Source organism: Pseudomonas sp. MLB6B (assembly GCF_054508135.1).
The window spans coordinates 3,674,869-3,699,430 of record NZ_CP199313.1 but is presented as its reverse complement, the minus strand read 5'-3'; the positions used below and the strand labels follow the sequence as shown (position 1 = coordinate 3,699,430).

The window sequence follows — 24,562 nt, the reverse complement described above, 5'->3', positions numbered from 1 at the left end:
TGGAGGGGGTCGGCTACGGCCCCTCGTTCACTTCTTCACTGGGTATTCCCGTCCATGTTCAGACCCTTGCCCTTGTTCATCGGCGCCCGCTACACCCGCGCCAAGCGCCGCAACCACTTCATTTCGTTCATCTCCATGACCTCGATGATCGGTCTATCGCTGGGCGTGCTGGCCATGATCGTGGTGCTGTCGGTGATGAACGGCTTCCAGCGTGAGATGAGCTCGCGCATCCTCGGTCTGGTGCCCCACGCCAGCTTGCTGGGCGTGGAGCCCGTGCAGAACTGGCGCGCTTTGGCCGATACCGCGCTGCGCAATCCGGCGGTGATGTCGGCAGCGCCCATCACCGACATGGAGGGCATGCTCTCGTACAAAGGTGCCATGCAGCCGATCCAGATCAGCGGCATCGAGCCGGCCGAGGAGGGCAAGGTGTCCATCGTCGGCCAACACATCGTCCAGGGTCGCTTGCAGGACCTGGTGCCCGGCGAATTCGGCGTGGTCATCGGCGAGCTCACGGCGCGGCGTTTCCGCCTCAACACGGGTGACAAATTGACCCTCATCGTGCCCGAGATCAGCAAGGCGCCAGGTGGCATCACCCCGCGCATGCAACGCCTGACCGTGGTCGGCATCTTCAAGGTCGGCGCCGAGCTGGACGGGGCGCAGGCCTACATCAACGTCGCCGACGCCGCCGAAATGCAGCACTGGCCCGCGGGTAGCGTGCAAGGCGTGCGCCTCAAGCTGCACGACCTCTACGCGGCGCCGCAGGTATCCAAAGCCATCGCCGCAGAATTGGGCGCCGCCTACCGCGCGGACGACTGGTCGCACACCCAGGGCAGCCTGTTCAGCGCAATGAAGATGGAAAAGACCATGATCGGTCTGCTGCTGATGATGATCATCGCCGTGGCGGCGTTTAACATCATCGCTACCTTGATCATGGTGGTGAACGACAAGGGCGCTGACATCGCCATTCTGCGCACCATCGGCGCCACCCCAGCGCAGATCATGGGCACCTTCATGGTCCAGGGCTCGCTGATCGGTATCGTCGGCACCCTGATCGGCGGTGCGCTGGGCGTGGTCGCTGCGCTCAACGTCAGCCAGATCGTCGGCTGGCTGGAGCGCGTCAGCGGCCAGCACATCTTCACCTCGGACGTGTACTTCATCAGCAGCCTGCCCTCGGAACTGCAATGGGGCGATGTGGCGCTGATCTGCACGGCGGGGTTGGTGATGAGCTTCCTGGCGACCTTGTACCCGGCCTACCGCGCTTCCCAGGTCGAACCTGCCATGGCCTTGCGTTACGAGTGATCCCTTGGGCGACCATGGCTTTTCCCCTGGTCAACCGAGCTCATAGGCCTCAAGACCTGGAAACGAAAAAGCCCCGGCATCGCTGCCGGGGCTTTTTCGTACTGCGTTACAACCTTTGGCTTACGCCTGGACTACCGGGATCTTCGCCGCTTCTGCCGCGTCGCGGAATTCCGCGATCTGGTCGAAGCTCAGGTAGCGGTAGACGTCGGCCGCCATGCTGTCGATGCTCTGGGCGTACTCCATGTACTCCTCTACGGTCGGCAGTTTGCCGATGATCGAGGCCACGGCCGCCAGTTCCGCCGAAGCCAGGTAGACGTTGGTGGCGTCGCCCAGGCGGTTGGGGAAGTTGCGGGTCGAGGTCGAGACCACGGTGGAGCCGGTCTGGACGCGTGCCTGGTTGCCCATGCACAGCGAGCAGCCTGGCATCTCCATGCGCGCGCCGGCCTTGCCGAAGATGCCGTAGTAGCCTTCTTCGGTCAGCTGGTGGGCGTCCATCTTGGTCGGCGGGGCCAGCCACAGACGGGTAGGGATGCCGCCTTTGACCTTGTCCAGCAGCTTGCCGGCGGCGCGGAAGTGGCCGATGTTGGTCATGCACGAACCGATGAACACTTCGTCGATCTTCTCGCCCTGGACGCTCGACAACAGACGCGCGTCGTCCGGGTCGTTCGGCGCGCAGAGCACGGGCTCCTTGACGTCGGCCAGGTCGATTTCGATGATTTCGGCGTACTCGGCATCGGCGTCGGCCGACAGCAGCTCAGGGTTGGCCAGCCAGGCTTCCATGGCTTGTGCGCGGCGCTCCAGGGTGCGTGGGTCGCCGTAGCCTTCGCCGATCATCCAGCGCAGCAGGGTGATGTTGGATTGCAGGTACTCGGCGATGGCCTTTTCCGGCAGTTTGATGGTGCAGCCGGCCGCCGAACGCTCGGCCGAAGCGTCGGACAGCTCGAAGGCTTGCTCGACGGTCAGCTCGTCTAGGCCTTCGATCTCGAGGATGCGGCCGGAGAAGGCGTTCTTCTTGCCCTTCTTCTCGACGGTCAGCAGGCCGCTCTGGATGGCGTAGTACGGAATGGCGTGGACCAGGTCGCGCAGGGTGATGCCAGGTTGCAGCTTGCCTTTGAAGCGCACCAGGATCGACTCGGGCATGTCCAGCGGCATCACGCCAGTCGCGGCGGCGAAGGCCACCAGGCCCGAACCTGCCGGGAACGAGATGCCGATCGGGAAGCGGGTGTGCGAATCGCCGCCGGTGCCGACGGTGTCGGGCATCAGCATGCGGTTCAGCCAGCTGTGGATGATGCCGTCGCCTGGGCGCAGCGACACGCCGCCACGGGTGCGGATGAAGTCGGGCAGGGTGTGGTGGGTGGTGACGTCGATCGGCTTCGGATAGGCCGCGGTGTGGCAGAACGACTGCATCACCAGGTCGGCGGAGAAGCCCAGGCAGGCGAGGTCTTTGAGCTCGTCGCGGGTCATCGGGCCGGTGGTGTCCTGGGAGCCGACGGTGGTCATCTTCGGTTCGCAGTAGGTGCCAGGGCGCACGCCTTGGCCTTCCGGCAGGCCGCAGGCGCGACCGACCATCTTCTGCGCCAGGGTGTAGCCTTTGCCGGTGTCGACCGGCGCTTCGGGCAGCTTGAACAGGTCAGTAGCACCAAGGTTCAGCTCGGCACGGGCCTTGTCGGTCAGGCCGCGGCCGACGATCAGCGGAATCCGACCGCCGGCACGGACTTCGTCGAGCAGCACTTCGGTTTTCAGCGCGAAGGTGGTGACCAGCTCGTCGCTGCCATGGCGGCGCACTTCGCCTTTGTAGGGGTACACGTCGATGACGTCGCCCATGTTCAGGTCGGTGCAGTCGAACTCGATCGGCAGGGCGCCGGCGTCTTCCATGGTGTTGTAGAAGATCGGGGCGATCTTGGTGCCGAAGCAGAAGCCACCGGCGCGCTTGTTCGGCACGTTGGGGATGTCGTCGCCGAAGAACCACAGCACCGAGTTGGTGGCCGATTTACGCGAGGAACCGGTACCGACCACGTCACCGACGTAGGCGACCGGGAAGCCCTTGGCGCGCATGTCGGCGATTTGCTTGAGCGGGCCGACCGAGCCGGGTTGCTCGGGCTCGATGCCGTCGCGGGCCATCTTCAGCATGGCCAGGGCGTGCAGCGGGATGTCCGGGCGTGACCAGGCGTCTGGAGCAGGGGAGAGGTCGTCGGTGTTGGTTTCGCCGGGCACCTTGAACACGGTCAGGGTGTATTTGTCGGCGATGGCCGGACGTTTGGTGAACCACTCACCGGCGGCCCAGGATTCCAGTACGGCCTTGGCGTTGGCATTGCCGGCCTTGGCTTTTTCCGCCACGTCGTGGAAGGCGTCGAACATCAGCAGCGTGTGCTTGAGCTGTTCGGCCGCGACGGCGCCGAGGGTGGCGTCGTCCAGCAGCTCGACCAGGGTCGCGATATTGTAGCCGCCTTGCATGGTGCCGAGCAGTTCGGTAGCGCGTTTGCGGTCGATCAGCGGCGACTGCACGTCGCCCTTGGCCACGGCCGAAAGGAAGCCGGCCTTGACATAGGCAGCTTCGTCGACGCCTGGCGGTACGCGGTCGGTGATCAGTTCGAGGAGGAAGGCTTCTTCGCCGGCGGGGGGATTCTTCAGCAGCTCGACCAGGCCTGCGGTTTGTTCGGCGTTCAGCGGCTGGGGCACGATACCCAGGGCGGCACGCTCTTCGATGTGTTTGCGGTAGGCTTCAAGCACAGTTATTACCCTCATCAGTGGTCCCAAAAGGGAGTCCGGGACGCTCATCCAGGCTTCCGGCAAGGCTGCGCAGCGACGGCGTTGTGGGCCGTCAGGCCAGGGTGCCGAAAATCCTTGCAGAAGCTGTTTTCAAAGTTTTACGCCTGTAGAACGGAAGGCTGATGAGGGGTTGGCGCCGTGCATGCGGGGCATGTGCCGGGCCAACGCCGTTCTACCGGATGACTGTGCTCGTGACGCTTTGAAAACAGCTTCCAACGGACATGGTTGCCTTGGAAAAGGCCGGATGATTCTACGGGAAAAAGTCTGCGATGGTAAGGCGCCCCGCGGGACTTTACGGGTGACCCTGGTTAGACAAAGGGCTAACATGGCGCCGTGTGCCACCGCCCAGCTGTCGTTTGCCCATGTCCAGCAAGTCCATCAAAACCCCCTGTGTCGGCCTGTGTTCCACCGTTTACGGCGACCTGGTGTGCCGCGGTTGCAAGCGTTTTCACCACGAGGTGATCCATTGGAACAGTTACGACGAAGAGGCCAAGCGTGCGGTCTGGCTGCGTCTGGAACAATTGCTCGGCCAGGTGATGATGGCCAAGCTGGAAGTGTTCGATAAGGAGCGGCTGCGTCAGCAGTTGGAGCAGCGGTCCATTCGCTACCTCGCGCGGCAGTCCGAATACTGCTGGGCGTATCAGTTGATCGCCCGCGGCGCCCGCATGATCCGAGACCTGGATGCCTATGGCATGGCGCTGTTGCCGGAGTTCCGCGATTGGGAACTGCCGGAACTGCGCGACGCCATCGATCGCGAATTCTTTCTGCTGTCCGAAGCGCATTACGAGCGCTACATCGCTCCGGCCTTTCTGGAAGACGCATTGCGTTAGAACTGATTCCCGCTGCTTGGCCTAAAGCGGCCGCTCTACAGTCGCCGCCTTTGTCTCCAACCAGCGGTGCATGCCCATGAGCGAATACGTTTTCCAACCCCTGCTGTCTTTCAATGCCAGGTGCTTCTGGCAATTCGGTGAAGAGTCGATCAGCCCACGCCAGTTGCTGAAATCCCGAGGTGAGCTGGTCAAGCCGATCTGGGTCGAATTCAACGACTGGAACGGTGATGACGGCTGGCTGATGTCAGGCCGTGACTACCGCCCCGAAGAAATCCAGTCCTCCCTGCACGACAACCTGCCGTTTCTCGAGCCCCGTCAACGCATCTACTGCGAATACTTCTGGTTCGGTGTCTATCAAATCGGCGAGCTGTACGCCTACGAAATACGCCCTGCCTACGCAGGCATCAACGTGTATCGCTGGCCGGAACTGGAATATGTGCTGGACGTTAGCCGCGGCGGATACCTAGGGATGTACCCGACCGATACCCCGGCGGGCAGTTCACCCCTGCACATGCCGCCGCGCGTGGAAGTGGGCATGCCCGATCCAGTACCTTCTCTGCATCTCGATCTACCGGGAGGCGACGCACCCTTCGACAGCCAGGGATTGCTGTTCCGTTACCGCAAGGGCAAGGTTACGCCGCTGTGGACCCTAGAGGGGCTCGATCCAAAGGATCTGCAGGATGGCGACATTCGAACGGGGCTCGAGTTGTTCGGCCCGACCGGACGTGTGACACGCCGCCTGATCGAAAAAGGCAGGGCTTACCTCAACGACCAGCGCGGCCAGCGTGGTCGCATGGCCATTCAAGTGATCAATGCGACAGTGCCGCCCCATCCCGCGCTGAGCGCCGCGACAGACGGGCGCTGATTAGCCTGCCGGGCCCGCGCGGCAACCGCGTGCTCCATGGTGCATTTCCCGCTGATAACGCCGGACCCGCTCGTTTACGTTCACCTTTGCCATTCCACCAAGGAGAACGACCATGGGCTATTACCAATTCATGCCGGAAAAGAGCTTCCGGGCCAAACTGTACTGGAGTACTACCGATTCGGCACCCGGCTCCTTTGAAGCCGCCCGCGAGCTACGGATCGGTACGACAACTAATGATGCCATAACGGAATCGGAGGGTTGGTTGCATGCCGGTGTCGACACCTTCACTAAAAAAGCGGTGAATTCATGGGGCGTGAACAAGCGTAAGTTCAAAACGCAATTCTGGTTCGGCTGCTACGAAACGGACGGGGAACACGATTACGAAATCCGTGCTGCCGGTTCGGATGAGAACACCCGGAGTTGGGAGTACTCAAATTATCGACTGGACATAAACAACAATGGGTATCTGGGGCTCTACTCGACCTCCGATGAACCCGGGCATGACGCCTTCGCTGCAAGGTCCATGATATGGCACCTAGAAGGTTTTCCAACCGAGGGGCTATCGCGAGGCATGATGGTGGGGCCGATGCAGTTGATCAGCCTGCATGGCAAAGCGGTCAAACGCATCAAAGAAGACACCCGTTATTTCGTCAATAAAAGCAGCCATCCTTACCTCAATGAAGACATGGGTGAAGAGGGCTGGTTGTTGATAGAGATCATGGAAATGGGCGTCGCGCGACCTTGAACGCATGCCCTGGCAAGCACAATGGTTGCCGGGGCATTGAGGTCGAGGTGGTTTTAATCGCCGGTATATTCGCACCCGCTGGTGCAGGTTTCATGGATCCGAACTTTGGACAACTCGGGCAACAGCGGTTTGACCTGATTCCAGATCCACTGCGCGATCACTTCGCTGGTAGGGTTTTCTAGGCCGGGAATGTCGTTGAGATAGTTGTGGTCGAGCCGGTCGTAGATCGGCTTGAACACCGCTTTGATCTCGCTGAAGTCGCGGATCCAGCCAGTGTGCGGGTCGAGCGGGCCAGTCAGGTGCAGGGCGACCTTGAACGAATGGCCGTGCAGACGACCGCATTTGTGGCCAGCGGGCACGTTGGGCAGGCGGTGAGCCGATTCGAAGGTAAATTCCTTGAAGATTTCCACGGGTGGACCTGTATAGCTGCGAAAGGCCGCATCTTACCCTGTTTCCATTCCACAACCTGCGCATTGTGCGACGGGCGTCGGTGGGCTTCGATTTCCGCCCCAGCGTCCCGATCGACAAAAACCGAGTCGTTCGCGCGGGGCGAAGGTCAGAGTCCCAGTTCGGGGGCAGCGCTGGGTTAAGATGGCGTCCGCGCTTTTCAGGTTCAGTTAAGCCCCCGGCAGTAGTCTTGATTGCGTAGACAACTTCTAGACCTCAATGGAGTACACCATGAAAACTTTGACTGCCCTGTTCACTGCCGCCACCTTGACCTTCGCCAGCGCCGCCGCCTTCGCCAAAGATGTTCAACCCGACGAAGTGGTCAAGCTGGTCGGCAACAAGACCATCAAGTCCCTCGACGAGCTTAAAGCCGCCGCCGTCGCCAAGCACCCCGGCTCGACCGTGACCGACAGCGAGCTGGAAGACGAGTACGGCCGCTACATCTACAAGGTCGAACTGCGCGACACCAACAACGTCGAGTGGGACGTAGCCCTCGACGCTAAGACCGGCGAAGTCCTGAAGGACGAACAGGACCGCTGATGCGACCCCTGGCCCGGCCCGTCCGCTACCTGGCCCTGTGCCTGCTGGCCGCCAGTTCGCTGGCGGTCGGCCGCGACCTCGACCAGGACGAAGCGCTCGAACTGCGGCACCGGGGCATCATCGTGCCCCTCGAGCGATTGCTCGAAGCCGCCTTGGGGCGTTACCCCGGGGCGCGCTTGTTGGAAGCCGAACTCGAGCAGGAACACGGCCGTTACGAATACGAAGTGGAAATCCTGACCCCGCAGGGAGTCGTGCGTGAAATCAAGTTCGACGCCGCGACAGGTGAGCTGCTCAAAGATGAGGAAGACGACTGAATGCGTCTGTTGCTGGTCGAAGACAACGTTCCCCTGGCCGATGAGTTGACCGCCGCGTTGCAGCGCCAAGGCTATGCCGTCGATTGGCTGGCCGATGGCCGCGACGCGGTCTACCAAGGGCAGAGCGAGCCCTACGATCTGATCATCCTCGACCTGGGTTTGCCCGGCTTGCCGGGGCTTGAGGTATTGGCGCAATGGCGTGCCGCCAGCTTGGCCACGCCGGTGCTGGTCCTGACCGCCCGCGGTTCGTGGGCCGAGCGCATCGAAGGCCTGAAGGCCGGCGCCGACGATTATCTGAGCAAACCGTTCCATCCCGAAGAATTGCAACTGCGTATCCAGTCGCTGCTGCGCCGTGCCCGTGGCCTGGCCAACCAGCCGAGCCTGGAGGCGGCAGGCTTGCAACTGGACGAGCGTCGTCAGTGCGTCAGCCGCGACGGCGTCGACATCGCCCTGACCGCTGCGGAGTTTCGCCTGTTGCGTTACTTCATGCTGCATCCCAAACAGATCCTCTCGAAAAGCCATCTGGCCGAACACTTGTACGACGGCGAGACCGAGCGCGACTCCAACGTGCTTGAAGTGCATGTGAACCACCTTCGGCGCAAGCTGGGGCGCAGCGTCATCGAAACGCGGCGTGGCCAGGGGTACTTATATGCCGGGAGCGGCGATTGAAGTCGATCCAAGGGCGCCTGAGCCTGGGGCTGATCGCGGTGCTGGTCACGGTCGGCCTGGTGTTGGCGCAGTCGACCCTGTGGTTGTTCGAAGCGGGCCTGCAACGTTACCTGGAAGCAGGCCTGCGCAAGGAAAGCGAAAACCTGCTGGCCGCGCTGGTGCGGGGTTCGACCGGCCTGCAACTGGACGAACGACGCATTTCCGCCGCCTACCACCGGCCTTTTTCAGGCTACTACTTCCGCATCGACTTTCCCGAAGGCAGCTGGCGTTCCCGCTCGCTATGGGACCTGGACATGCTCCAACCCAGCCAGGTGGGCCTGGAAGACAAGCAGGAGCTGGGGCCTGAAGGTCAGCAGTTGCTGGTCTACCGTGCCGACTACCGGCGCCTCGGGCGGGATATTTCCATTAGCGTGGCTCAAGACTACACGCCGGTGCGCCAAGGATTCCGGCATATGCAGCAGATCGGTCTCGGCCTGGGCCTGGTCGCCCTGACCCTAATTCTGGTCCTGCAACGCATCACCGTGACTCGTTCGCTGCGGCCGTTGGAGCGTGCGCGTCGGCAGATCGCCCAATTGCAGCAGGGCCAGCGCTCGCAGTTGGACAGCCAGGTGCCGGTGGAGCTGGAGCCTTTGGTGGCGCAGATCAACCACTTGCTGGCGCACACCGAGGACAGCCTGCGGCGTTCGCGCAATGCCCTCGGCAATCTGGGGCATGCGCTGAAAACGCCGCTGGCGGTGTTGGTCAGCCTGGCCAGCAGCGAGCGGCTGCGCGATGCGCCCGAAGTCAGTGCGCAGATGCAGGCGCAGTTGGAGCAGATCCACCAGCGTCTGAGCCGCGAACTCAACCGCGCACGGCTGGCCGGCGATGCGTTGCCGGGTGTGCATTTCGATTGCGACGCCGAACTGTCAGAGCTGGTGGCGACTCTGGGCATGGTGCATGGCGATGGCTTGCAGTTGCACTGCGACCTCGCGCCTGGGCTGTTATTGCCATGGGACCGCGAAGACATGCTGGAGCTGTTGGGCAATCTGCTCGACAACGCCTGTAAATGGGCCGACAGCGAAGTGCGCTTGAACATCGTCGAAAACGCCACAGGCTATCGGCTGTGGGTAGACGACGACGGACCGGGCATTCCGGAGACGGCCCGCCAGCACGTGCTCGAGCGCGGCTCGCGCCTGGACGAGCAGGTGGCCGGTCATGGTCTGGGCCTGGGGATCGTCCGCGACATCGTCGAGGCCTGGAATGGGCGTATCGCCCTGCTGCAAAGCCCCTTGGGCGGGCTGCGGGTCGAGATCGTGCTGCCGCGTAGAGCGCATTAGGGCGCCGCCGACCCGTGTGCCGAGCATGGCCGAATGCAAAAATATTGCACCGAGCCTGCAACCGTTTGAATTGGCCGCGCATGGCTCGATCGGTCAGACTAGCCGTTACTCGTACGATGTCGTCGCCCTAAAGGCGATCGCCTGGACACGCGCTGCTCGCCTGCCCAGGCCTTTACAATTGCCCGGATATCAGATTTCCCACGCCCATGACCACAGTGCTCCGCGTTCTGCGCCGTCTCATACCCCCTTCGCTGCATATCCCCCCTTGGCAATGGCTGCGCGCCGCACTCGGCACCGCGTTGGCGCTTCTCATCGCCGGTCATCTGTGCAGCCAGGCGTTCGGCACGCAAATCGCCCTGCATCTGCTCGGACCGTTGGCCGCTTCGGCGGTGCTGATATTCGCCGTGCATTCCGGCCCCTTGGCGCAGCCTTGGCCGGTGTTGGGCAGTTATGCCTCGGCGTGCCTGCTTGGCCTGTTGCTGCGCCATGGGCTGGGCAGCGAACTGTGGGTGGCCGCCCTCGCGCTCGGCGGCTCGCTGGCGCTGATGTGCCTGTTGCGCTGCCTGCATCCGCCCGGCGCGGCGGTGGCGGTCACCGCGGTCCTGGCCGACCCCGGGCTGGTCGCGCTTGGAGACCACCTGCTCGAACCTGTGCTGCTCAACGTTCTGGTGCTACTGGCCGTGGGCGTGGCCTACAACGCCTTGACCGGCGTGCGCTACCCCAAGGCTGGGGCGCCGCGCAAAGACCTGCACCACACCCGTGACCCCTTGCCCAGTGAACGGATCGGCGCGACCACCGACGACTTGGACCAGGCTCTGGAGGCACTGGGCGAGTACGTCGACGTGACCCGCGACGAACTCGAACGCATCATTCAGGCGACCGAACGGCAGGCGCTGCGGCGCAGCCTGGGCGGCATCCGCGCAAGTTCGGTCATGGCGCGGGACGTGCAGTTCGCCAGCCCTGACACCACGCTTGAACAGGCCTGGAAACTGCTGTCCTCGCACCACCTCAAGACGCTTCCGGTGCTCGACGCCGGCCAGCTGGTCGGCATCGTCAGCCTTAGCGACCTGGTGGCGCCCGCCATGGCGCGCGCGCGTTTCAGTTGGCGTGCACCCTTGGCCCGACAGCCTGTACGTCTGGCGCAGATCATGAGCCGCCGTGTGGTCAGCGTGGCCAGCGACGAGCCCCTGCACGAAGTGCTGCCGCTTCTTTGCGAGCAGGGTTTGCACTGCCTGCCGGTGCTGGAAGGGCAGACCTTGGTGGGCGTGATCACCCAGACCGACCTGATCGCCGGCCTCGCTCGGCACTGGATCAGCCACAGCTCGGCACCCTCAGATCAACGGGTCCCAGCGCTGTGACCAGTCGCTGTTGGCGTCGCTCAGCAGACGGCGCAATACCGCCAGCGCTTGCTGCAAGGCTGCGTCTTCTCTGCGCGGATAGACCAGGAAAGTGGGGTAGGTGAACTCGGGCGCCTGTGGCACGCGCTCCAGTACACCGCTATCGAGGTAGCTCTGCACCACACGGGTGCGGAAGTAGCCGCTGCCGCCGCGTTGCAAGATGAACTGCAGGGCCAGCGGCCCCAGGTTGAACGACAGTTCAGCGCGGGCGCAATCCGGCAGTGCGGCGTCATGTTGGCGACGGAAGGTTTCGCCCCAGTCGATGTACAGATAGGGCTCGTGGCGATCGACGCGGCGTACCCGCACCAATTTTTCTTCCAGCACCTGCTCGACCTGCAATCCAGGCCCGTAATGGGGCCGGTATACCAGCACAGCGTCGAGCAGGCCCACCTCGACCTTGCGCAGCAGTGCCTCGTCGTCACCGACTTCGCTGCGGATGGCGTGTTCGGGCAACGCATCGTGCAAGGCACCGACCCATTCCAGCAGCAACGGGTTGCCCAGGCTGATTTCGGCCCCCACCTGCAACAGTTGCCGGCGCCCCTTTGGCAAGGGCAGGTCGCGTCGCGCGGCTTCCCAAGTTTGCAGCAGTTGGTTGGCGTACGGTACGAAGGCCTCGCCATCGGGCGTCAGGCTCACGCCGTTGCGGCTGCGTCGGAACAGCGTGCAGCCCAGATGCCGCTCCAGGCGTTGCACCCGTGCGGTGATCGCCGTTTGCGACACGAACAGACGCTCGGCAGCAGCCACCAGGCTGCCGCAGCGGATGATTTCCAGAAATGTTCGCGCCTGTTCGATGTCCATGGGGTGCTCGTGTGCAGATCAATGTGCGGTGCTGGCCGCGCGCTGGCGCAACGCATTGGCCAGTTGCGCAAAGCGTGGGCGCTGTTCGACCGCAGCCTGCATGCAATGCTCGGCCAAGGCCTGCAACTCGGCGTCCACGTGCTGATCGAGGTCAAGCAACTCGTGCATGAGAATGCCGAACGCGCGCACTTCCAACGCTTCCAGCGCTTGGCCCGACGCTTCGCTTGCCGGGTGGAACGAGGCGGCGCCGAAGTCGGTGAGCAGGCACTGGCCGTTCGGCGCGAACAGAATGTTGTGGGCATACAGGTCACCGTGCAGCAGACCTGTGGCATGCAGATGGGCCGCGGCAGAGGCTACGCCCGCAAGCAGCCGCAGCAGCGCGGGCAAGCCCAGGCGCAGCGCCGTGTCGTAACGGTCGCGGGTGCAGCTGTCCAGGCTTGGAGGGCCGGCCAGGTTGCGCCAGTGGCTGTCGATACGGTGCATGACCAGGGCCGGCATGTGTTCAGGGTGATCGTCGACACGGCCCAGCACCTCGACCAGGTGCGGATGGTCGGCGGCGGCCAGGCACGCGCTCATCTCCGCCTGTGGTGAGCCATCGCTGGTGAGCGCGCCTTTGTAGACCTTCACCGCCACGGGAGCGGTTCGGCCTTGCCAGCTGGCTTGGTAAACGACGCCGGACGCGCCCCGTCCCACTTCCGCTTGCAGGGTCAGCGCCGACCATGGGATCTGCGGATAGTCCTGGGGCGCGGTGGGGGCCTGCAAGCGCATCGGCAGCGGGTTGCCGGCGTAGGCCAGCCAGGCCAGGCGGGGCATGCGCAGCAACCAGTCGGGTAGGGCAGGCAGGCGGTTGTTGGCGATGCGCAGCAGCTCCAGGCCCTGACACTGCTCGAGGCTTTCGGGCAGCGCCTGCAGACGATTGCCGGTGAGCATCAGCTTTTGCAAGTGCCGGCAATTGCCCAGGGCGTCGGGCAAGGTGACCAGCGCATTGTCGGTAAGGATCAAGGCGCGTAAGCCTGGGGGCAGGGCCTGCTCATCGACGCGAACGATGCGGTTGTTTCTGAAACCTACAGTGTGCAACTGGGTGCATTTGTCCAGCCCAGGGGGCAGTTCGGTAAACAGGTTGTGCGAACAGAACAGCACCTTGAGCCTTGTCAGGCGATGCAGGTCGTGGGGCAGCTCGCTCAGCTGGTTGCCCGTGAGGTTCAACACTTCCAAGCTATCGGCCAGATCGAAGATTTCGGGCGGGAACTCGCGCAGCTGGGCGCTGAGGTCTAGGCGCGTGGCACCGTGCAGGCGGCCAGCGTAGAGATCGTCGAGGGTGTGCATGAGCCGTGAGCCAGATCGCGGTAGGGCCGGCATGATACCGGGGGCCTACCGCGACGGCCAAGCAGCCGGGCGAAACGTGCTCAGGAGACGTCAGTTTCCAGCGTGCGGGGTCAGCCGCGCGCGTGAAGGTCTTTACGTTCCAATTGGCTTTCGATCATGTACTTGACCGCGAGGCGGCGCTCCTTGAGATGGCGCAGATCCTCGTCGACGAAGTTGCCGGCCGAGATGGACTCGGCAGCCAGCACCTGATTGTCGATGTCCACGTATTCGTCCAGCAGACGGTCCAGCTTGGCGTCCTGCTGACGGCGCTGCTGGACGATTTCGCGGGGGTATTGCAGATCCTGGTACAGGTCGTGTGAAACGGGCATGGCATCCTCCTGATGAGCACTGAAGTCATTCACAGTCTTGGAATGAGCAAACACGCCGTTGTTAAGCGAAGCGGGCAAAAAAACCGACGAGCGGTACTATGCTGGATGCGGTGTGTTTGCAGATCCGGTAACTCGCTGTTTTTCTGAAATATTTTTGCGATTGAGGCTTCACAGATCGAAAGGTCGCTGTTAAAGTGCCACGCATTCCTCGACAACAAGGGTTGTCATCCAGCAGGAACATCAATCCGACAGTGCAGCATCGTCGAATCGATACAGGGGCGTCGCCAAGCGGTAAGGCAGCAGGTTTTGATCCTGCCATGCGTTGGTTCGAATCCAGCCGCCCCTGCCATTTATTCCAAAGAATTCTCACTCGCCACAGCAGTCGCTGATGGTGGGTTTTTTCGCGTCTGCCGTTTTTGCTTCCGCAACTGGGGTGCAAGCGCAGGTACACTGAGCGCTTTTACCCAAGGCCCCTGGCATGTCCCAAGAGAGTCCGCTCACGCAGTACCGCAGCGCGCTGATGCGGGGCGAGATCGTAGCGGACGCGGCCCAAGCGAGCGCTGTGGAATCGCTGCAGACCTGCTTCGAAGCGCTGCACCAGGGTCGTCAAACCCAGGGCGTATACCTGTGGGGCCCTGTGGGGCGCGGCAAGACCTGGCTGATGGACCTGTTCCACCGCACCTTGCGCGTACCCGCGCGGCGCCAGCACTTCCACCATTTCATGGCCTGGGTGCATCGGCGACTGTTCCAGCTCAGCGGCACGCCCGACCCCTTGGGGGCACTGGCCGAGGCCCTGGCCCAAGACATTCGCGTCCTGTGCTTCGACGAACTGTTCGTCAGCGATATTGGCGATGCCATGTTGCTGGGGCGGTTGTTCCAGGCGCTGTTCGACCAGGGCGTGGCGATCGTCGCCACGTCGAATCAGCCACCCGCACAGCTGTACAGCGACGGTTTCAATCGCCAGCGATTCGTGCCTGCGATTACCGCCATGCAAGGGCACATGCAGGTGGTAGAGGTGGCAGGAGGGCAGGACCACCGCTTGCATCCCGGTCTCCATTGCCAGCGTTACTGGGTTGCCGAGCCTGGCGAAGGCGGGGCCTTGCAGCCTGTGTTCGAGCGCTTGAGCGCAGGCCAGGGCGTGAGTAGCGCGCCATTGAGCATCGGCACCCGACGCATCGAAGTGCTCCAGCGCAGCGGCAGGGTGCTCTGGTGCCACTTCGACGCCTTGTGCGCGCAACCCCTGGCCGCGACCGAGTTCATGGCCTTGTGCGACCAGTTCGCGGCGCTCCTGCTGGAAGGTGTGCCCTGCCTGAGCGGCACTCAGCGGAGCGGGCGCATTGCCCGCGGCACCGAGGACGGCGCCGAGCGGATCGCGGCGGGCGACCGCCATCTGCCCGCCCTGGCGCCCAAGGACGACAGCGTGCGCCGCTTCATCGCCCTGGTGGACGAGTGCTACGACCGCCGCGTGGCGCTGTACCTAGAAGCCGCCGTGCCATTGGACCAGCTCTACACCGAGGGCTACCTGGCCTTTCCCTACCAGCGCACGTTGAGCCGCCTATGCGAGATGCAACTGCAACGCTTCCCCTGCGCCGTCAACCTGCCTTGAACACCCCCAAGGTCAGCAGAACGACTACCAGGTAACGGCCGCCCTTGGCTAGCGTCACCAGCATCACGAAGCGCCAGAGCGGTTCGCGCAGGATACCGGCGATCAAGGTCAGCGGATCACCGATCACGGGTACCCAGCTCAACAGCAGCGACCAGGCGCCCCAGCGTCGATAGCGCCGTTGTGCGCGTGCGAGCTGGCCGGCGTTGAACGGAAACCAGCGGCGATGGCGCAGCTGCTCGACGATCCGCCCCAGCCACCAGTTCACCAATGACCCCAGCACATTGCCGAGCGTGGCCACCAGCAGCAGCCCTAGCCAGGCCTGCGGCTCGCGCAGGAGCAGGCTGGCCAGCACGGCTTCGGACTGCAAGGGCAGCAGCGTGGCGGCACCGAAAGCGCTGAAGAACAGGGCGGCCCACGCCAGCATCAGTATTCGGCGACCGTCACGTCCTTACCGTCGTGGGTCAGGCCGATCACTTTATAGGCGTCCTGGCGGTCGCCCATCTCCATGCCCGGCGAGCCCATCGGCATGCCGGGTACGGCGATGCCCTTGAGGTCGTCGCGGGCCAGCAACGCGTGAATCTGCTCGGCCGGCACGTGGCCTTCGACGAATTTGCCGTCGATCACTGCCGTGTGACATGAAGCCAGGCGCGGCGCCACGCCCAGGCGTTGCTTGACCGCGCTCATCTGCGGCTCTACATGGTCGTTGACGGTGAAGCCGTTGGCGCGCAGATGGCCGATCCACTGTTTGCAACAGCCACAGTTGGGGTCGCGGTAGACATCGATCGTCTGCGCCGCCTGAGCGATTCCGGCAATGGCGAGCAGGGCAAGGGTGAGCAGGTATTTACGCTGCATGTTCGAAGTGCCTCCCGGCGCAGGTCATAGGGTTCATCGAGCCGGTGGCGAGCATAGGGCCCTGTTCGGGCATTGTCACTGCACCGGGCTGTCAGCCTGCTGACAGCCACATGACCGAATCGTCAGGTGCGTAAATCGCGCAGCAACAGGCCGAACGCCAGCGGCACCTGCTCCGGAATCGGCAGGTACACCACATGGCCGTCCCCGGGCGCGACTTCGATGGCGTGCTGTTGCTTGTCGCGCAGGCAATGCAGGTCGAAATGGTAGTTGCCGCCCGGCGTCATCAGCTCCAGATGATCACCCAGGGCGAAGCGGTTCTTCACCCGGACCTCGGCCAAGCCTTCGACCCGCAAGCCGGTCAGCTCGCCGACGAATTGCTGACGTTCGGACACAGAGTTGCCGCGCTGGTAGTTCTGATATTCGTCATGCACATGGCGGCGCAGAAAGCCTTCGGTGTAACCGCGCTGGGCGAGCGATTCGAGGTTGTCCATCAGGCTGCGGTCGAACGGCCTGCCGGCGGCCGCGTCGTCGATGGCCTGGCGGTAGGCCTGCACGGTACGGGCGCAGTAGAAGTGCGACTTGGTACGGCCTTCGATCTTCAGCGAATGCACACCCATCGCGGCCAGGCGAGCCACATGGTGTACGGCGCGCAGGTCCTTGGCATTCATAATGTAGGTGCCATGTTCGTCCTCGAAGGCGGGCATGGCCTCGTCGGGACGATTGCTTTCCTGCAGCAGGAACACCTGCTCGGTAGGGGCGCCCAGGCCCAGGGTGGGCTCGACCTGACGGACGATCTCGCCGGTGACGTTTTCGCTCGCGGCGCTGGCCTGATACTTCCAGCGACAGGCATTGGTGCAGCTGCCCTGGTTGGCGTCGCGCCGGTTGAGGTAGCCGGACAGCAGGCAACGGCCGGAATAAGCCATGCACAAGGCGCCGTGCACGAACACTTCCAGTTCCATGTTCGGCACCTGCTGGCGAATCTCTTCGATCTCCTCCAGCGACAGCTCGCGCGACAGGATCACCCGCGTCAGCCCCAGGCTCTGCCAGAACCGCACGCTGGCCCAGTTCACCGTATTGGCTTGCACCGACAAATGCACCGGCATCTGCGGATAGTGCTCGCGCACCAGCATGATCAGGCCGGGATCGGACATGATCAGCGCGTCCGGCCCCATGGCGATCACCGGCGCCAGGTCCTTGAGGAAGGTCTTGAGCTTGGCGTTGTGCGGCGCGATGTTCACCACCACGTACAGCCGCTTGCCCAACGCGTGGGCCTCGGCGATGCCTTGGGCCAAGGTGTGGTGGTCGAAATCGTTGTTGCGCACCCGCAGGCTGTAGCGCGGCTGACCGGCGTACACCGCGTCTGCGCCGTAGGCGAAGGCATAGCGCAAGGTCTGCAAGCTACCGGCCGGTGCCAGCAATTCGGGCTTGTTGGGGAGGGTCATGGCGCACCTGGCAAAAGGCGCGAATGCTAAAGCTGGCAAGGTGCCAGAGTATTGATCTGCATCAACGGCACTTTTGCCGGGGCGCCGTGCACTAATGGGGTGAATTCTCGAGGAATCTTCATGAACGAAACCCTGTTGCAGAACAAGGCGCTGACCGTGCTGCTGGCCGGAGTCACCATCGCCTTCATTTGGATCTTGCTGCCCTACTACGGAGCGATGTTCTGGGCCGTGGTCCTGGCGGTCATTTTCGCCCCGATGCAGCGCAAGATGCTCATGCGCTTCAACAAGCGCCGCAACCTGGCGGCCGGGGCGACGTTGGCGGTATGCCTGACCATCGCCATCCTGCCGGTGATCGTCATCAGCGGCCTGCTGGTGCAGGAAGGGGCCTCGCTGTACCAGCGCATCCAGAGCGGCAACCTGGACATTGCCGGTTACGTGGAACAGGGCAAGCATATGCTGCCCACGTTCGCCCAGAACGGTCTGGACCGGCTCGGCGTGGGCAACCTAGACGGCCTGCGCCAGAAGATCACCCAGTTCGCCAGCCAGGGCAGCCAGTACTTCGCGACTCAGGCCTTCAGCTTCGGCCAGGGCACGTTCGACTTCATCGTAAGCTTCGGCATCATGCTCTACGTGCTGTTCTTCTTCCTGCGCGAAGGACCCGACACCGCGCGCAAGATTCGTCAGGCCGTACCGCTGCCTGAAGACCAGAAGCGTCGCCTGCAACTGAAGTTCAATCGCGTGGTGCGTGCCACCGTCAAAGGCAACCTGGTGGTGGCCATCACCCAGGGCGCTTTGGGCGGCGTCATCTTCTGGCTGCTCGACATACCCAGCGCGCTGGTCTGGGCCGTACTCATGGCCTTCCTGTCGCTGCTGCCCGCCGTGGGCGCAGGCATCGTCTGGGGGCCGGTGGCCTTGTATTTCCTGGCCACGGGCATGTACTGGCAGGCCATCATACTGACGGCCTTCTGTGTGCTGGTGATCGGCCTGGTCGACAACATACTGCGGCCCATTCTAGTGGGCAAAGATACGCGCATGCCGGATTACCTGATTCTGGTCTCGACCCTGGGCGGCATGTCGGTGTTCGGCCTCAACGGTTTCGTGATCGGGCCATTGATCGCTGCGCTGTTCATTTCCAGCTGGGCGATCTTCTCGTCCAGCAAGCCCAAGGTGAACCTGCCCGACTGACCCTCCTCGCAAGCGGCCCGGCCCGAGATTGCCGGGCCATTCCTATGTTCATTTGAAACTGTAAGACATCCCCACATAGGCCGCTCGACCCTCACCTGGCGTCGAGCGCGCCACGTCCTGGCCGTTGTCATCGAAGCCTGGCGTCACCGTAGCCGCGTAGCGTTCGCCGCCCAGGTTGCGCAGGTCGAGCCAGGTCTGCCAGTCCTGCTTGGGCGAATTCCAGCCCAGGCGTGCGCCGAACACGGCATAGGCATCGGCGTGCCGGCTGTTGGCATAGTCCACCTGGACCTTGGAAGCCAGCTGCGTGTTGGCGGCTGCGTAGAAACCGCTCGGCCAGTCGTAGCGTAACTCGCCCTGGTAGTAGTGCACCGGCAGCCCTGGCAGGCGGTTGCTGCCAAAGCGTGTGTCGTTGCGGTAATGGAAGTCGCTGTAGGTGTAGGCCTGGCGCAGGCCCAGGCGGCCACCGTCGGCGCGCTGCCAGAGCGTGCTGTCCAGCCCGGCCTCCAGGCCTTGGTGCACGGTGGGGCTGGCGTTGAACTCGGCCGTGCTGATGTTGGGCACCAGCTCCACCGCAAGCAGCTCGTGCCGCACCTGGGCGTAGTACCAGGCCAGGTCCCAGCGGCCTATGGCCGCGTCGCCACGCGCGCCCAGCTCGAAGGTGGTGGCCGTCTGGTTGCGCATTTCGATGGGCTGGATCTGCCCACCGGTCACTGGCGGCGAGCTCCAGATCAGCGACCATGGATGCGGCGGCTCGACCGAGCGGCTGAGGTTGCCGAACACTTGCAAGGCGGGATCGATGTCGTAGCGCAGGCCGATCCGTGGGGCGTAGTCCCAGTCATGCTGGCTGACCTTGCCGCCTGCGGTCGGGTAGCTGACGGCGCTTTCACGCCGGGTGTAGATCATGGCCAGGCCCGTGGTCAGCCACAGGTCGGGGCGCAGCTCGAGGTCGTTGCTCAGGTGCAGGACGGTGTCCGAGCCCTGATAGCTGAAGTCGCGCGTGCGTGTGCCTATCGGGCGCAAGCCGTTGGACGCTTCCGGCACGCGCACGAATTCCGAAGCGCCGGTGTTGGGCAGGTGCTTGCTGGTGCGCCAGCCCAGGGTGGTGTTGCTCTGATGCCCGGCCAGGGTGTCGCGGCGGTGGTAGTCCAGGGTGCCGCTGACATCGCTGTAGGCCACCTTCAGGCGGTTGGGGCCTTCGCGCAGGTCCATCGGGAAATCGTGATAGACCAGCCCCGCCACCAGGCTCGAGTCGTCGTCGAAGGTGTAGGTGGTCTTGTTCGCCAGCCAGGTGCTGCCCGGTTGCGGGCGGCTGGCGTCGCGGCGCAGGTAGACCGGGTTGGCAGCGCGTGGGTCGTGCTTGATCTGTGCTTGAGTCAGGCGCCCGGCCAGCTGGTTGTCGGTCTCGCGGTAGCGCAGGTAGAAGCGCGTTTCCAGGTGGGCGTTGAAACGATAGCCGAGGTTGGCGGCTACTCCTTTGGCGCGGCCCTCGCTGTGGGTCTGGTAGCCGTCATAGTGCATGTCGGTCAACGCCACATAGTAGTCGAGATCGCCCAGCACCTGCCCCGAGCTGATCTGGCGATGGCTGTAGCCGCGGCTGCCGACCTCGTAACGCACCTGCAAAGGCGCGGCATCGTAGCCGGTGTGGGTGATGTAGTTCACCGCGCCCCCCAGCGCCAGCGCACCGCGTTGCATGCCGTTGGCGCCGCGCAGCACTTCCACACGGTTCAGCCACAGCGGCTCGAGCAGTTCGTAAGGCGTGCCGCCGGGGCCGGTCAGTGGCAGGCCGTCGAACATCGCATACACACCCGAACCATGCGCGCCCGGTGCGCGGTTGATGCCAGAGCCGCGAATCGACAGCTTGATCCCCTCGTTGCCAGCCGATTGGGCAAATACCCCTGGCTGGTAGGCGAGCACGTCCTGATTAGTGGAAACGCGGCCCTGTTCGACTCGCTCCAGATCGACCAGATTGCTGGCGCCGGGCTGAGCCTGTAGACGCGCGGCCGCGCGTTCCTGCTCGGTGCTGGCATCGTCGATCAGCACTTGGTCCAGCTCCAAGGGCGCGGTATCGGCGGCACTGACCGCAACGGGAAACAGGGCGAGTAGGAAGCAGGGTAGGGCGGGGCGCATCATGCAACTCCAAGCGATGGCAAGCGGGCAGTGGCGTTGAGACGCGCGAAAGCGCCGTCGAAGCACGGCTTTTTTCGGCGATCGCGCCGTGTCGGTGAGCCGTGATTGTGAACCCGCGCTCTACAAGTGCAGGCGATGGAGCCCGGACCCATCGGCTTCGTAAGGTGGACGCCTCGCTATCCCGTTATGGGGTGGCCTCACGCTTGCGGAGCTCGATCATGCACACTGCATCTACTCTCCCGTTAAACCGGCAGCCTGAACCGACCATCCGTTTGACGCCACGCGAACAGCAAGTCCTGCTTTGGTGCGCCTACGGTAAAACCTCCTGGGAAATTGGCCAGATCCTGGGCTGCAAGGAATCGACGGTGAACTTCCATGTCGGCAACCTCCTGCGCAAATTCGAGGTGGAGACGCGGGTAGCGGCTGTGATCAAAGCCATCCGCTACAAGCTGCTGGACGATGGCGGGGAGGTGGGGGATGAGCGCTGAAGCAGGCCCGCCCGATCCACACTCCGATGATGTCAAGCGCTACGCCGACTGCCACGATCCGTTCTGGCCACGGGTCGATCTGGCCACCTTGCGCGAGCGGCTGTCGTTGCACGCGTCGGTCAGCGACGCGCAACTGTATCTGGCCGCGTGCGGCGCGGCCATCACTGCGGCCCAGGAGTTTGCCCAATGGCGTCGAGCACTGCGCGCCCGTGGTTTCAAGCGCCTGGAAGACCTGGCCGGGCACGCTTCGGGCCAAACGTTGTCGCGCTGCTACCGACAGTATCTGGAATACGAAACGCAGCGCGCTTTGTGCGCCGTACCCCAGGTGAACCGGCACCGTGCGAGGGTAAAACATGGCTGACGAATCGCTGATCCAGGCCTGTGAGCAGGCGGTTGCCTTTCTGGAGGTCGATCCGCGCGTGATCTTCGGCGCTGTGCTGGGCGCATTGCTGGTCAGCCTGGCCAGAGGACGTATGAAGGTGTGGCTGATGCTCGGTGCCGGCTCACGGCGCTCCGTACGTAAAAGCTTGGTACTGATGGTGCTCAGCACAGGGGTGGGGTGCTTGTTCGAGCCACTGATTCAGAGTTTGGCACCGATGCTGTCCAGCGGCATGGCCGCGTTTTCGGCGGCGGTGGTGGTGATTCCGATCAGTTTGAAGATCATGGTTTGGCTTGACGGTCTGGATCTGCACGAGCTGTTGCAACGGCTACGGCGTCGGGGCTGAAGCCAGGAGAGGCACCGTACAGTTGCCTGTTCCGCGCACCGACGCCAGGACGACGCCAGCGTGTCGATCATGCCCGTAACTCGCTCAGCTGCGCATGCAGCGACTGCACTTGCAGCTCCAGCTGCTGCAAACGTTGCCTGTCTTGAACCTGAACCAGAATCGCCTGGCGGTCGGGTTGAGTGAGGGTGCGCAATTGCGCCAGCAGCGCGCTTTCCCATTCGTCAAGACCGCCAGGCGCACGTTGCGGCTCTCCTTCGCCTAACAGCAGCCAGTCTAGGGAGCAGGCGTAAATACGGGCGATTTTTACGCAAAATGCGTAAGGAATGCTGTCGCGTACCTTCCAGCTGCTCAGGGTTTGCGGGCTGATGTGCAAGGCTTTGGAGAGTTGGGCGTCGCTCTCTGACTGGGTCAGCAATTTCAATCGAGCGAGCAGGAGGCTTACTGAGGTGTTACTCATTTTGAATATCCATGACTAGTTAACGGCTTTTCCTGAGCGTAAACTACTCGTTACAAATACTTCTCTCACGATTGAATCGGGAACCGCCGCTATGAGTATCGAAAATCCGACTATTAAACTCGCACTATTCATGAATACTGACATAAATTGCGGAAATAACTTATATGCAATGGCATCGACCGACCGTCGGTGGAGCCATTCGTGAGCGGGTATCGTCTGGTGTGCCCGCACTGCCACAGCCGCATGAGGATTCGCACCAGTGAGGGAAAACATATCTTTTTGCGTATCGCGTATCTGCAATGCTCGGCAGAAGCCTGTGGCTGGTCGGTGCGCGCCGAATTCGAGATGACCCACGAGCTGTCCCCTAGCGGGATGCCCAATCCCGATGTCAGTCTGCCCAAAGCCGATCGTGCCCTGCGCCAAGCGGCGTTGACCAAAGATACGGATGGCGCTGTCAGCGGCCGTTGAGATCGAAAAAAAAACACCCCGCCGAGGCGGGGTGTTTTGCGTAGTGCGTCAGATACTCAGCCCAGTAGCGGCAGCCCGGCCTGCTGGACAAGGTCCAGCAGCGGCTGCGGGTAGACGCCCAGTACGAAGGCCAGAATGGCGATAGCCAGCAGCATCACGCCACCAGTGCGCTGTTCCCACTTGAGCGGCGCATCGTGGCGACGCAGGTTGGGTTCGGCCAGGTACAGGGTCACCATCACCCGCAAGTAGTAGTAAACGCCGATGGCGCTGCCGACTACCAAGGCACCGGTTAACCACCACAGTTGCGACTGTACGCCAGTAGCGATGATGTAGAACTTGCCGATGAAGCCCGCTGTGAGCGGAATACCGGCCAGCGACAGCATCATCACGGTCAGCACGGCGGTCAGGTACGGCCGGCGCCAGAACAGGCCGCGGTACTCGTACAGTGCATCGGCGTCACGGCCGGCGTAGGGCGAAGACATCAACGTGATGACACCGAACGCACCCAAGCTGGTGATCACGTAGGTGACCAGATACACACCCATCGCCTCGACGGCCAAGCCCTTGCTCGCCACCAGGGCGATCAGCAGATAGCCGAAGTGGGCGATCGACGAATAACCGAGCAGACGCTTGAGGTTGCTCTGGGTCAGAGCCAGCAGATTGCCGACCAGGATCGACGCCACCGCGATAACGGCCAGCACCGTGCTCAGCACGCCGCTGCTGGCAGCTGGCGACAGCATGAACAGCCGTACCACTACGGCGAACACCGCCACCTTGCTGGCGGTTGCCAGGAAGGCTGCCACCGGCGCAGGAGCGCCTTCGTAGACGTCCGGGGTCCAGAGGTGGAAGGGCACCAGCGACAGCTTGAAGGCCAGGCCCACCAGCATCATGCCCAGACCCAGCTGCGCCAGCAGGCTCGGCATGCCGGTACTAGCCAGCGCCTTGCCGATCCCGGCGAAGCTCAGGCTGCCGGCATCGGCATACAGCAGCGCCATGCCGAACAGCAGAAACGCAGATCCGGCCGCCGACAGCACCATGTACTTGATGCCCGCTTCCAGAGAGCGTTTGTTGAAGAAGGCATAGGCCACCAGACCATAGACCGGCACCGATAGCAGCTCCAGGCCGATGAACAGCCCGGCCAAATGGTTGGCGCTGACCAGCACCAGGCCACCCAGGGCCGACATCAGCAACAGCAGGTACAGCTCTTCGCGGTTGCCGGGGTAGCCGGTGGCGCCTTCGCCCAGGTAAGCGTGCGCCAGCGTCACGCACGCCAGGGTCGCCACCAGCATCAAGGCCATGTACAGGCAGGCGAAATGGTCGATGGTGATGAGACCGGTCACCGCCAGGGGCGCGACCTTCATGGCCGGGATGATCGACAGCAGCGCCAGGTTCAGGCCGATGGTGGACAACAGGAAGGTTTGTGAGTGGTTGCGCTTCCAGGCGATCGCCAGCATCACCACGACGGTGGTGATGGTGGTGATCAGCATCGGCGCCAGTGCGATGAAGTGTTGAGTGGTGAATTCCATAAC

General features: G+C 63.2%; 26 protein-coding genes and 1 tRNA gene. 16 read left to right on the top strand and 11 right to left on the bottom strand.

Going from position 1 to position 24,562, the window contains the following annotated elements:
• Nucleotides 1-54 precede the first annotated feature (54 nt).
• Nucleotides 55-1,299 carry a lipoprotein-releasing ABC transporter permease subunit gene (locus tag ACSMEV_RS16375; RefSeq protein WP_459206091.1) on the top strand — a complete coding sequence of 415 codons (1,245 nt, stop codon included), beginning with the start codon at nucleotides 55-57 and terminating at the stop codon, nucleotides 1,297-1,299.
• 120 nt (nucleotides 1,300-1,419) lie between these two features.
• On the opposite strand, the gene acnB is transcribed toward ACSMEV_RS16375, so the two are convergent.
• Nucleotides 1,420-4,029 carry a bifunctional aconitate hydratase 2/2-methylisocitrate dehydratase gene (gene acnB / locus ACSMEV_RS16370; protein ID WP_459208367.1) on the bottom strand — a complete coding sequence of 870 codons (2,610 nt, stop codon included), beginning with the start codon at nucleotides 4,027-4,029 and terminating at the stop codon, nucleotides 1,420-1,422.
• A 401-nt stretch (nucleotides 4,030-4,430) separates the two neighbouring features.
• Here acnB and ACSMEV_RS16365 point away from each other — a divergent pair, with 401 nt between their 5' ends.
• The 3 genes from ACSMEV_RS16365 (at nucleotide 4,431) to ACSMEV_RS16355 (ending at nucleotide 6,508) form a co-directional block, all read left to right on the top strand.
• The gene (locus ACSMEV_RS16365; protein WP_459206090.1) at nucleotides 4,431-4,898 is read left to right on the top strand and encodes a DUF1289 domain-containing protein; all 468 of its coding nucleotides are present in this window, start codon (nucleotides 4,431-4,433) and stop codon (nucleotides 4,896-4,898) included.
• Nucleotides 4,899-4,968: 70 nt separating this feature from the next.
• A complete protein-coding gene (locus ACSMEV_RS16360) occupies nucleotides 4,969-5,763 on the top strand; it encodes a hypothetical protein (protein WP_459206089.1) in 795 nt (264 codons plus the stop codon).
• A 112-nt stretch (nucleotides 5,764-5,875) separates the two neighbouring features.
• On the top strand, nucleotides 5,876-6,508 hold the full coding sequence (locus ACSMEV_RS16355; protein ID WP_459206088.1) for a hypothetical protein: 633 nt from the start codon (nucleotides 5,876-5,878) through the stop codon (nucleotides 6,506-6,508).
• A gap of 53 nt (nucleotides 6,509-6,561) precedes the next feature.
• Here ACSMEV_RS16355 and queD read toward each other — a convergent pair whose 3' ends face one another.
• Nucleotides 6,562-6,918 (bottom strand): 6-carboxytetrahydropterin synthase QueD, encoded by a 357-nt coding sequence (queD, locus tag ACSMEV_RS16350; protein ID WP_459206087.1) that lies wholly within the window; start codon nucleotides 6,916-6,918, stop codon nucleotides 6,562-6,564.
• Between the two features lie 268 nt (nucleotides 6,919-7,186).
• Between queD and ACSMEV_RS16345 the strand changes: the two genes are divergently transcribed.
• From ACSMEV_RS16345 to ACSMEV_RS16325, 5 genes are all read left to right on the top strand, one after another.
• Nucleotides 7,187-7,495, top strand: coding sequence for a PepSY domain-containing protein (locus ACSMEV_RS16345; protein WP_459206086.1), 309 nt, complete (start codon nucleotides 7,187-7,189; stop codon nucleotides 7,493-7,495).
• Nucleotides 7,495-7,809 (top strand): PepSY domain-containing protein, encoded by a 315-nt coding sequence (locus ACSMEV_RS16340; protein ID WP_459206085.1) that lies wholly within the window; start codon nucleotides 7,495-7,497, stop codon nucleotides 7,807-7,809. Before ACSMEV_RS16345 ends, ACSMEV_RS16340 begins: the two co-directional genes overlap by 1 nt.
• Nucleotides 7,810-8,478, top strand: a complete 669-nt coding sequence (locus tag ACSMEV_RS16335) for a response regulator transcription factor (protein WP_459206084.1) — start codon at nucleotides 7,810-7,812, stop codon at nucleotides 8,476-8,478. It begins immediately after the preceding gene.
• Entirely contained in the window at nucleotides 8,475-9,794 is a 1,320-nt protein-coding gene (locus tag ACSMEV_RS16330; RefSeq protein ID WP_459206083.1) for an ATP-binding protein, read from the top strand. The genes ACSMEV_RS16335 and ACSMEV_RS16330 overlap by 4 nt, the downstream gene beginning before the upstream one ends.
• 206 nt (nucleotides 9,795-10,000) lie before the next feature.
• Nucleotides 10,001-11,152: an HPP family protein gene (locus ACSMEV_RS16325; protein WP_459206082.1), complete on the top strand. Its 1,152-nt coding sequence runs from the start codon at nucleotides 10,001-10,003 to the stop codon at nucleotides 11,150-11,152.
• Here the strand turns inward: ACSMEV_RS16325 and ACSMEV_RS16320 are convergent.
• From ACSMEV_RS16320 to ACSMEV_RS16310, 3 genes are all read right to left on the bottom strand, one after another.
• Nucleotides 11,126-11,989: a LysR family transcriptional regulator gene (locus tag ACSMEV_RS16320; protein WP_459206081.1), complete on the bottom strand. Its 864-nt coding sequence runs from the start codon at nucleotides 11,987-11,989 to the stop codon at nucleotides 11,126-11,128. The genes ACSMEV_RS16325 and ACSMEV_RS16320 overlap by 27 nt on opposite strands.
• A gap of 18 nt (nucleotides 11,990-12,007) precedes the next feature.
• Complete coding sequence (locus ACSMEV_RS16315) at nucleotides 12,008-13,315, bottom strand: leucine-rich repeat-containing protein kinase family protein (protein WP_459206080.1); 1,308 nt, start codon at nucleotides 13,313-13,315, stop codon at nucleotides 12,008-12,010.
• Between the two features lie 110 nt (nucleotides 13,316-13,425).
• Nucleotides 13,426-13,683 (bottom strand): hypothetical protein, encoded by a 258-nt coding sequence (locus tag ACSMEV_RS16310; RefSeq protein WP_459206079.1) that lies wholly within the window; start codon nucleotides 13,681-13,683, stop codon nucleotides 13,426-13,428.
• A gap of 274 nt (nucleotides 13,684-13,957) precedes the next feature.
• Here ACSMEV_RS16310 and ACSMEV_RS16305 point away from each other — a divergent pair.
• Both ACSMEV_RS16305 and zapE read left to right on the top strand, forming a co-directional pair.
• Nucleotides 13,958-14,032: transfer RNA gene (locus ACSMEV_RS16305), tRNA-Gln, on the top strand.
• Between the two features lie 129 nt (nucleotides 14,033-14,161).
• On the top strand, nucleotides 14,162-15,289 hold the full coding sequence (gene zapE, locus ACSMEV_RS16300) for a cell division protein ZapE (RefSeq protein ID WP_459206078.1): 1,128 nt from the start codon (nucleotides 14,162-14,164) through the stop codon (nucleotides 15,287-15,289).
• On the opposite strand, the gene ACSMEV_RS16295 is transcribed toward zapE, so the two are convergent.
• From ACSMEV_RS16295 to trhP, 3 genes are all read right to left on the bottom strand, one after another.
• Entirely contained in the window at nucleotides 15,276-15,713 is a 438-nt protein-coding gene (locus tag ACSMEV_RS16295) for a YqaA family protein (RefSeq protein ID WP_459206077.1), read from the bottom strand. The genes zapE and ACSMEV_RS16295 overlap by 14 nt on opposite strands.
• Nucleotides 15,713-16,141, bottom strand: coding sequence for a DUF411 domain-containing protein (locus ACSMEV_RS16290; protein ID WP_459206076.1), 429 nt, complete (start codon nucleotides 16,139-16,141; stop codon nucleotides 15,713-15,715). Before ACSMEV_RS16290 ends, ACSMEV_RS16295 begins: the two co-directional genes overlap by 1 nt.
• A gap of 122 nt (nucleotides 16,142-16,263) precedes the next feature.
• Nucleotides 16,264-17,583: a prephenate-dependent tRNA uridine(34) hydroxylase TrhP gene (trhP, locus tag ACSMEV_RS16285; protein WP_459206075.1), complete on the bottom strand. Its 1,320-nt coding sequence runs from the start codon at nucleotides 17,581-17,583 to the stop codon at nucleotides 16,264-16,266.
• Between the two features lie 120 nt (nucleotides 17,584-17,703).
• Between trhP and ACSMEV_RS16280 the strand changes: the two genes are divergently transcribed.
• Nucleotides 17,704-18,768 (top strand): AI-2E family transporter, encoded by a 1,065-nt coding sequence (locus tag ACSMEV_RS16280; protein ID WP_459206074.1) that lies wholly within the window; start codon nucleotides 17,704-17,706, stop codon nucleotides 18,766-18,768.
• A 48-nt stretch (nucleotides 18,769-18,816) separates the two neighbouring features.
• Here ACSMEV_RS16280 and ACSMEV_RS16275 read toward each other — a convergent pair whose 3' ends face one another.
• Complete coding sequence (locus ACSMEV_RS16275) at nucleotides 18,817-20,895, bottom strand: TonB-dependent receptor family protein (RefSeq protein WP_459208366.1); 2,079 nt, start codon at nucleotides 20,893-20,895, stop codon at nucleotides 18,817-18,819.
• A gap of 218 nt (nucleotides 20,896-21,113) precedes the next feature.
• Between ACSMEV_RS16275 and ACSMEV_RS16270 the strand changes: the two genes are divergently transcribed.
• The 3 genes from ACSMEV_RS16270 to ACSMEV_RS16260 are packed head-to-tail and all read left to right on the top strand — an operon-like array spanning nucleotide 21,114 to nucleotide 22,108.
• Nucleotides 21,114-21,383, top strand: coding sequence for a helix-turn-helix domain-containing protein (locus tag ACSMEV_RS16270; protein WP_459206073.1), 270 nt, complete (start codon nucleotides 21,114-21,116; stop codon nucleotides 21,381-21,383).
• Nucleotides 21,373-21,744, top strand: a complete 372-nt coding sequence (locus tag ACSMEV_RS16265; protein WP_459206072.1) for a head completion/stabilization protein — start codon at nucleotides 21,373-21,375, stop codon at nucleotides 21,742-21,744. The genes ACSMEV_RS16270 and ACSMEV_RS16265 overlap by 11 nt, the downstream gene beginning before the upstream one ends.
• The gene (locus ACSMEV_RS16260; protein ID WP_459206071.1) at nucleotides 21,737-22,108 is read left to right on the top strand and encodes a hypothetical protein; all 372 of its coding nucleotides are present in this window, start codon (nucleotides 21,737-21,739) and stop codon (nucleotides 22,106-22,108) included. Before ACSMEV_RS16265 ends, ACSMEV_RS16260 begins: the two co-directional genes overlap by 8 nt.
• Before the next feature lie 67 nt (nucleotides 22,109-22,175).
• On the opposite strand, the gene ACSMEV_RS16255 is transcribed toward ACSMEV_RS16260, so the two are convergent.
• The gene (locus ACSMEV_RS16255) at nucleotides 22,176-22,565 is read right to left on the bottom strand and encodes a helix-turn-helix domain-containing protein (protein ID WP_459206070.1); all 390 of its coding nucleotides are present in this window, start codon (nucleotides 22,563-22,565) and stop codon (nucleotides 22,176-22,178) included.
• Between the two features lie 201 nt (nucleotides 22,566-22,766).
• Here ACSMEV_RS16255 and ACSMEV_RS16250 point away from each other — a divergent pair, with 201 nt between their 5' ends.
• Complete coding sequence (locus tag ACSMEV_RS16250) at nucleotides 22,767-23,033, top strand: Ogr/Delta-like zinc finger protein (protein WP_459206069.1); 267 nt, start codon at nucleotides 22,767-22,769, stop codon at nucleotides 23,031-23,033.
• A 56-nt stretch (nucleotides 23,034-23,089) separates the two neighbouring features.
• Here ACSMEV_RS16250 and nuoN read toward each other — a convergent pair whose 3' ends face one another.
• Nucleotides 23,090-24,559 carry an NADH-quinone oxidoreductase subunit NuoN gene (nuoN, locus tag ACSMEV_RS16245; RefSeq protein ID WP_459206068.1) on the bottom strand — a complete coding sequence of 490 codons (1,470 nt, stop codon included), beginning with the start codon at nucleotides 24,557-24,559 and terminating at the stop codon, nucleotides 23,090-23,092.
• Nucleotides 24,560-24,562 lie beyond the last annotated feature (3 nt).

What these genes read in the sequence shown, in the direction of transcription:
- ACSMEV_RS16375 (WP_459206091.1), top strand. Translation starts at nt 55, where the DNA reads ATGTTCAGACCCTTGCCCTTGTTCATCGGCGCCCGCTACACCCGCGCC.
- ACSMEV_RS16365 (WP_459206090.1), top strand. Translation starts at nt 4,431, where the DNA reads ATGTCCAGCAAGTCCATCAAAACCCCCTGTGTCGGCCTGTGTTCCACC.
- ACSMEV_RS16360 (WP_459206089.1), top strand. Translation starts at nt 4,969, where the DNA reads ATGCCCATGAGCGAATACGTTTTCCAACCCCTGCTGTCTTTCAATGCC.
- ACSMEV_RS16355 (WP_459206088.1), top strand. Translation starts at nt 5,876, where the DNA reads ATGGGCTATTACCAATTCATGCCGGAAAAGAGCTTCCGGGCCAAACTG.
- ACSMEV_RS16345 (WP_459206086.1), top strand. Translation starts at nt 7,187, where the DNA reads ATGAAAACTTTGACTGCCCTGTTCACTGCCGCCACCTTGACCTTCGCC.
- ACSMEV_RS16340 (WP_459206085.1), top strand. Translation starts at nt 7,495, where the DNA reads ATGCGACCCCTGGCCCGGCCCGTCCGCTACCTGGCCCTGTGCCTGCTG.
- ACSMEV_RS16335 (WP_459206084.1), top strand. Translation starts at nt 7,810, where the DNA reads ATGCGTCTGTTGCTGGTCGAAGACAACGTTCCCCTGGCCGATGAGTTG.
- ACSMEV_RS16325 (WP_459206082.1), top strand. Translation starts at nt 10,001, where the DNA reads ATGACCACAGTGCTCCGCGTTCTGCGCCGTCTCATACCCCCTTCGCTG.
- ACSMEV_RS16320 (WP_459206081.1), bottom strand. Translation starts at nt 11,989, where the DNA reads ATGGACATCGAACAGGCGCGAACATTTCTGGAAATCATCCGCTGCGGC.
- ACSMEV_RS16315 (WP_459206080.1), bottom strand. Translation starts at nt 13,315, where the DNA reads ATGCACACCCTCGACGATCTCTACGCTGGCCGCCTGCACGGTGCCACG.
- ACSMEV_RS16310 (WP_459206079.1), bottom strand. Translation starts at nt 13,683, where the DNA reads ATGCCCGTTTCACACGACCTGTACCAGGATCTGCAATACCCCCGCGAA.
- zapE (WP_459206078.1), top strand. Translation starts at nt 14,162, where the DNA reads ATGTCCCAAGAGAGTCCGCTCACGCAGTACCGCAGCGCGCTGATGCGG.
- ACSMEV_RS16295 (WP_459206077.1), bottom strand. Translation starts at nt 15,713, where the DNA reads ATGCTGGCGTGGGCCGCCCTGTTCTTCAGCGCTTTCGGTGCCGCCACG.
- ACSMEV_RS16290 (WP_459206076.1), bottom strand. Translation starts at nt 16,141, where the DNA reads ATGCAGCGTAAATACCTGCTCACCCTTGCCCTGCTCGCCATTGCCGGA.
- trhP (WP_459206075.1), bottom strand. Translation starts at nt 17,583, where the DNA reads ATGACCCTCCCCAACAAGCCCGAATTGCTGGCACCGGCCGGTAGCTTG.
- ACSMEV_RS16280 (WP_459206074.1), top strand. Translation starts at nt 17,704, where the DNA reads ATGAACGAAACCCTGTTGCAGAACAAGGCGCTGACCGTGCTGCTGGCC.
- ACSMEV_RS16275 (WP_459208366.1), bottom strand. Translation starts at nt 20,895, where the DNA reads ATGCGCCCCGCCCTACCCTGCTTCCTACTCGCCCTGTTTCCCGTTGCG.
- ACSMEV_RS16270 (WP_459206073.1), top strand. Translation starts at nt 21,114, where the DNA reads ATGCACACTGCATCTACTCTCCCGTTAAACCGGCAGCCTGAACCGACC.
- ACSMEV_RS16265 (WP_459206072.1), top strand. Translation starts at nt 21,373, where the DNA reads ATGAGCGCTGAAGCAGGCCCGCCCGATCCACACTCCGATGATGTCAAG.
- ACSMEV_RS16260 (WP_459206071.1), top strand. Translation starts at nt 21,737, where the DNA reads ATGGCTGACGAATCGCTGATCCAGGCCTGTGAGCAGGCGGTTGCCTTT.
- ACSMEV_RS16255 (WP_459206070.1), bottom strand. Translation starts at nt 22,565, where the DNA reads ATGAGTAACACCTCAGTAAGCCTCCTGCTCGCTCGATTGAAATTGCTG.
- nuoN (WP_459206068.1), bottom strand. Translation starts at nt 24,559, where the DNA reads ATGGAATTCACCACTCAACACTTCATCGCACTGGCGCCGATGCTGATC.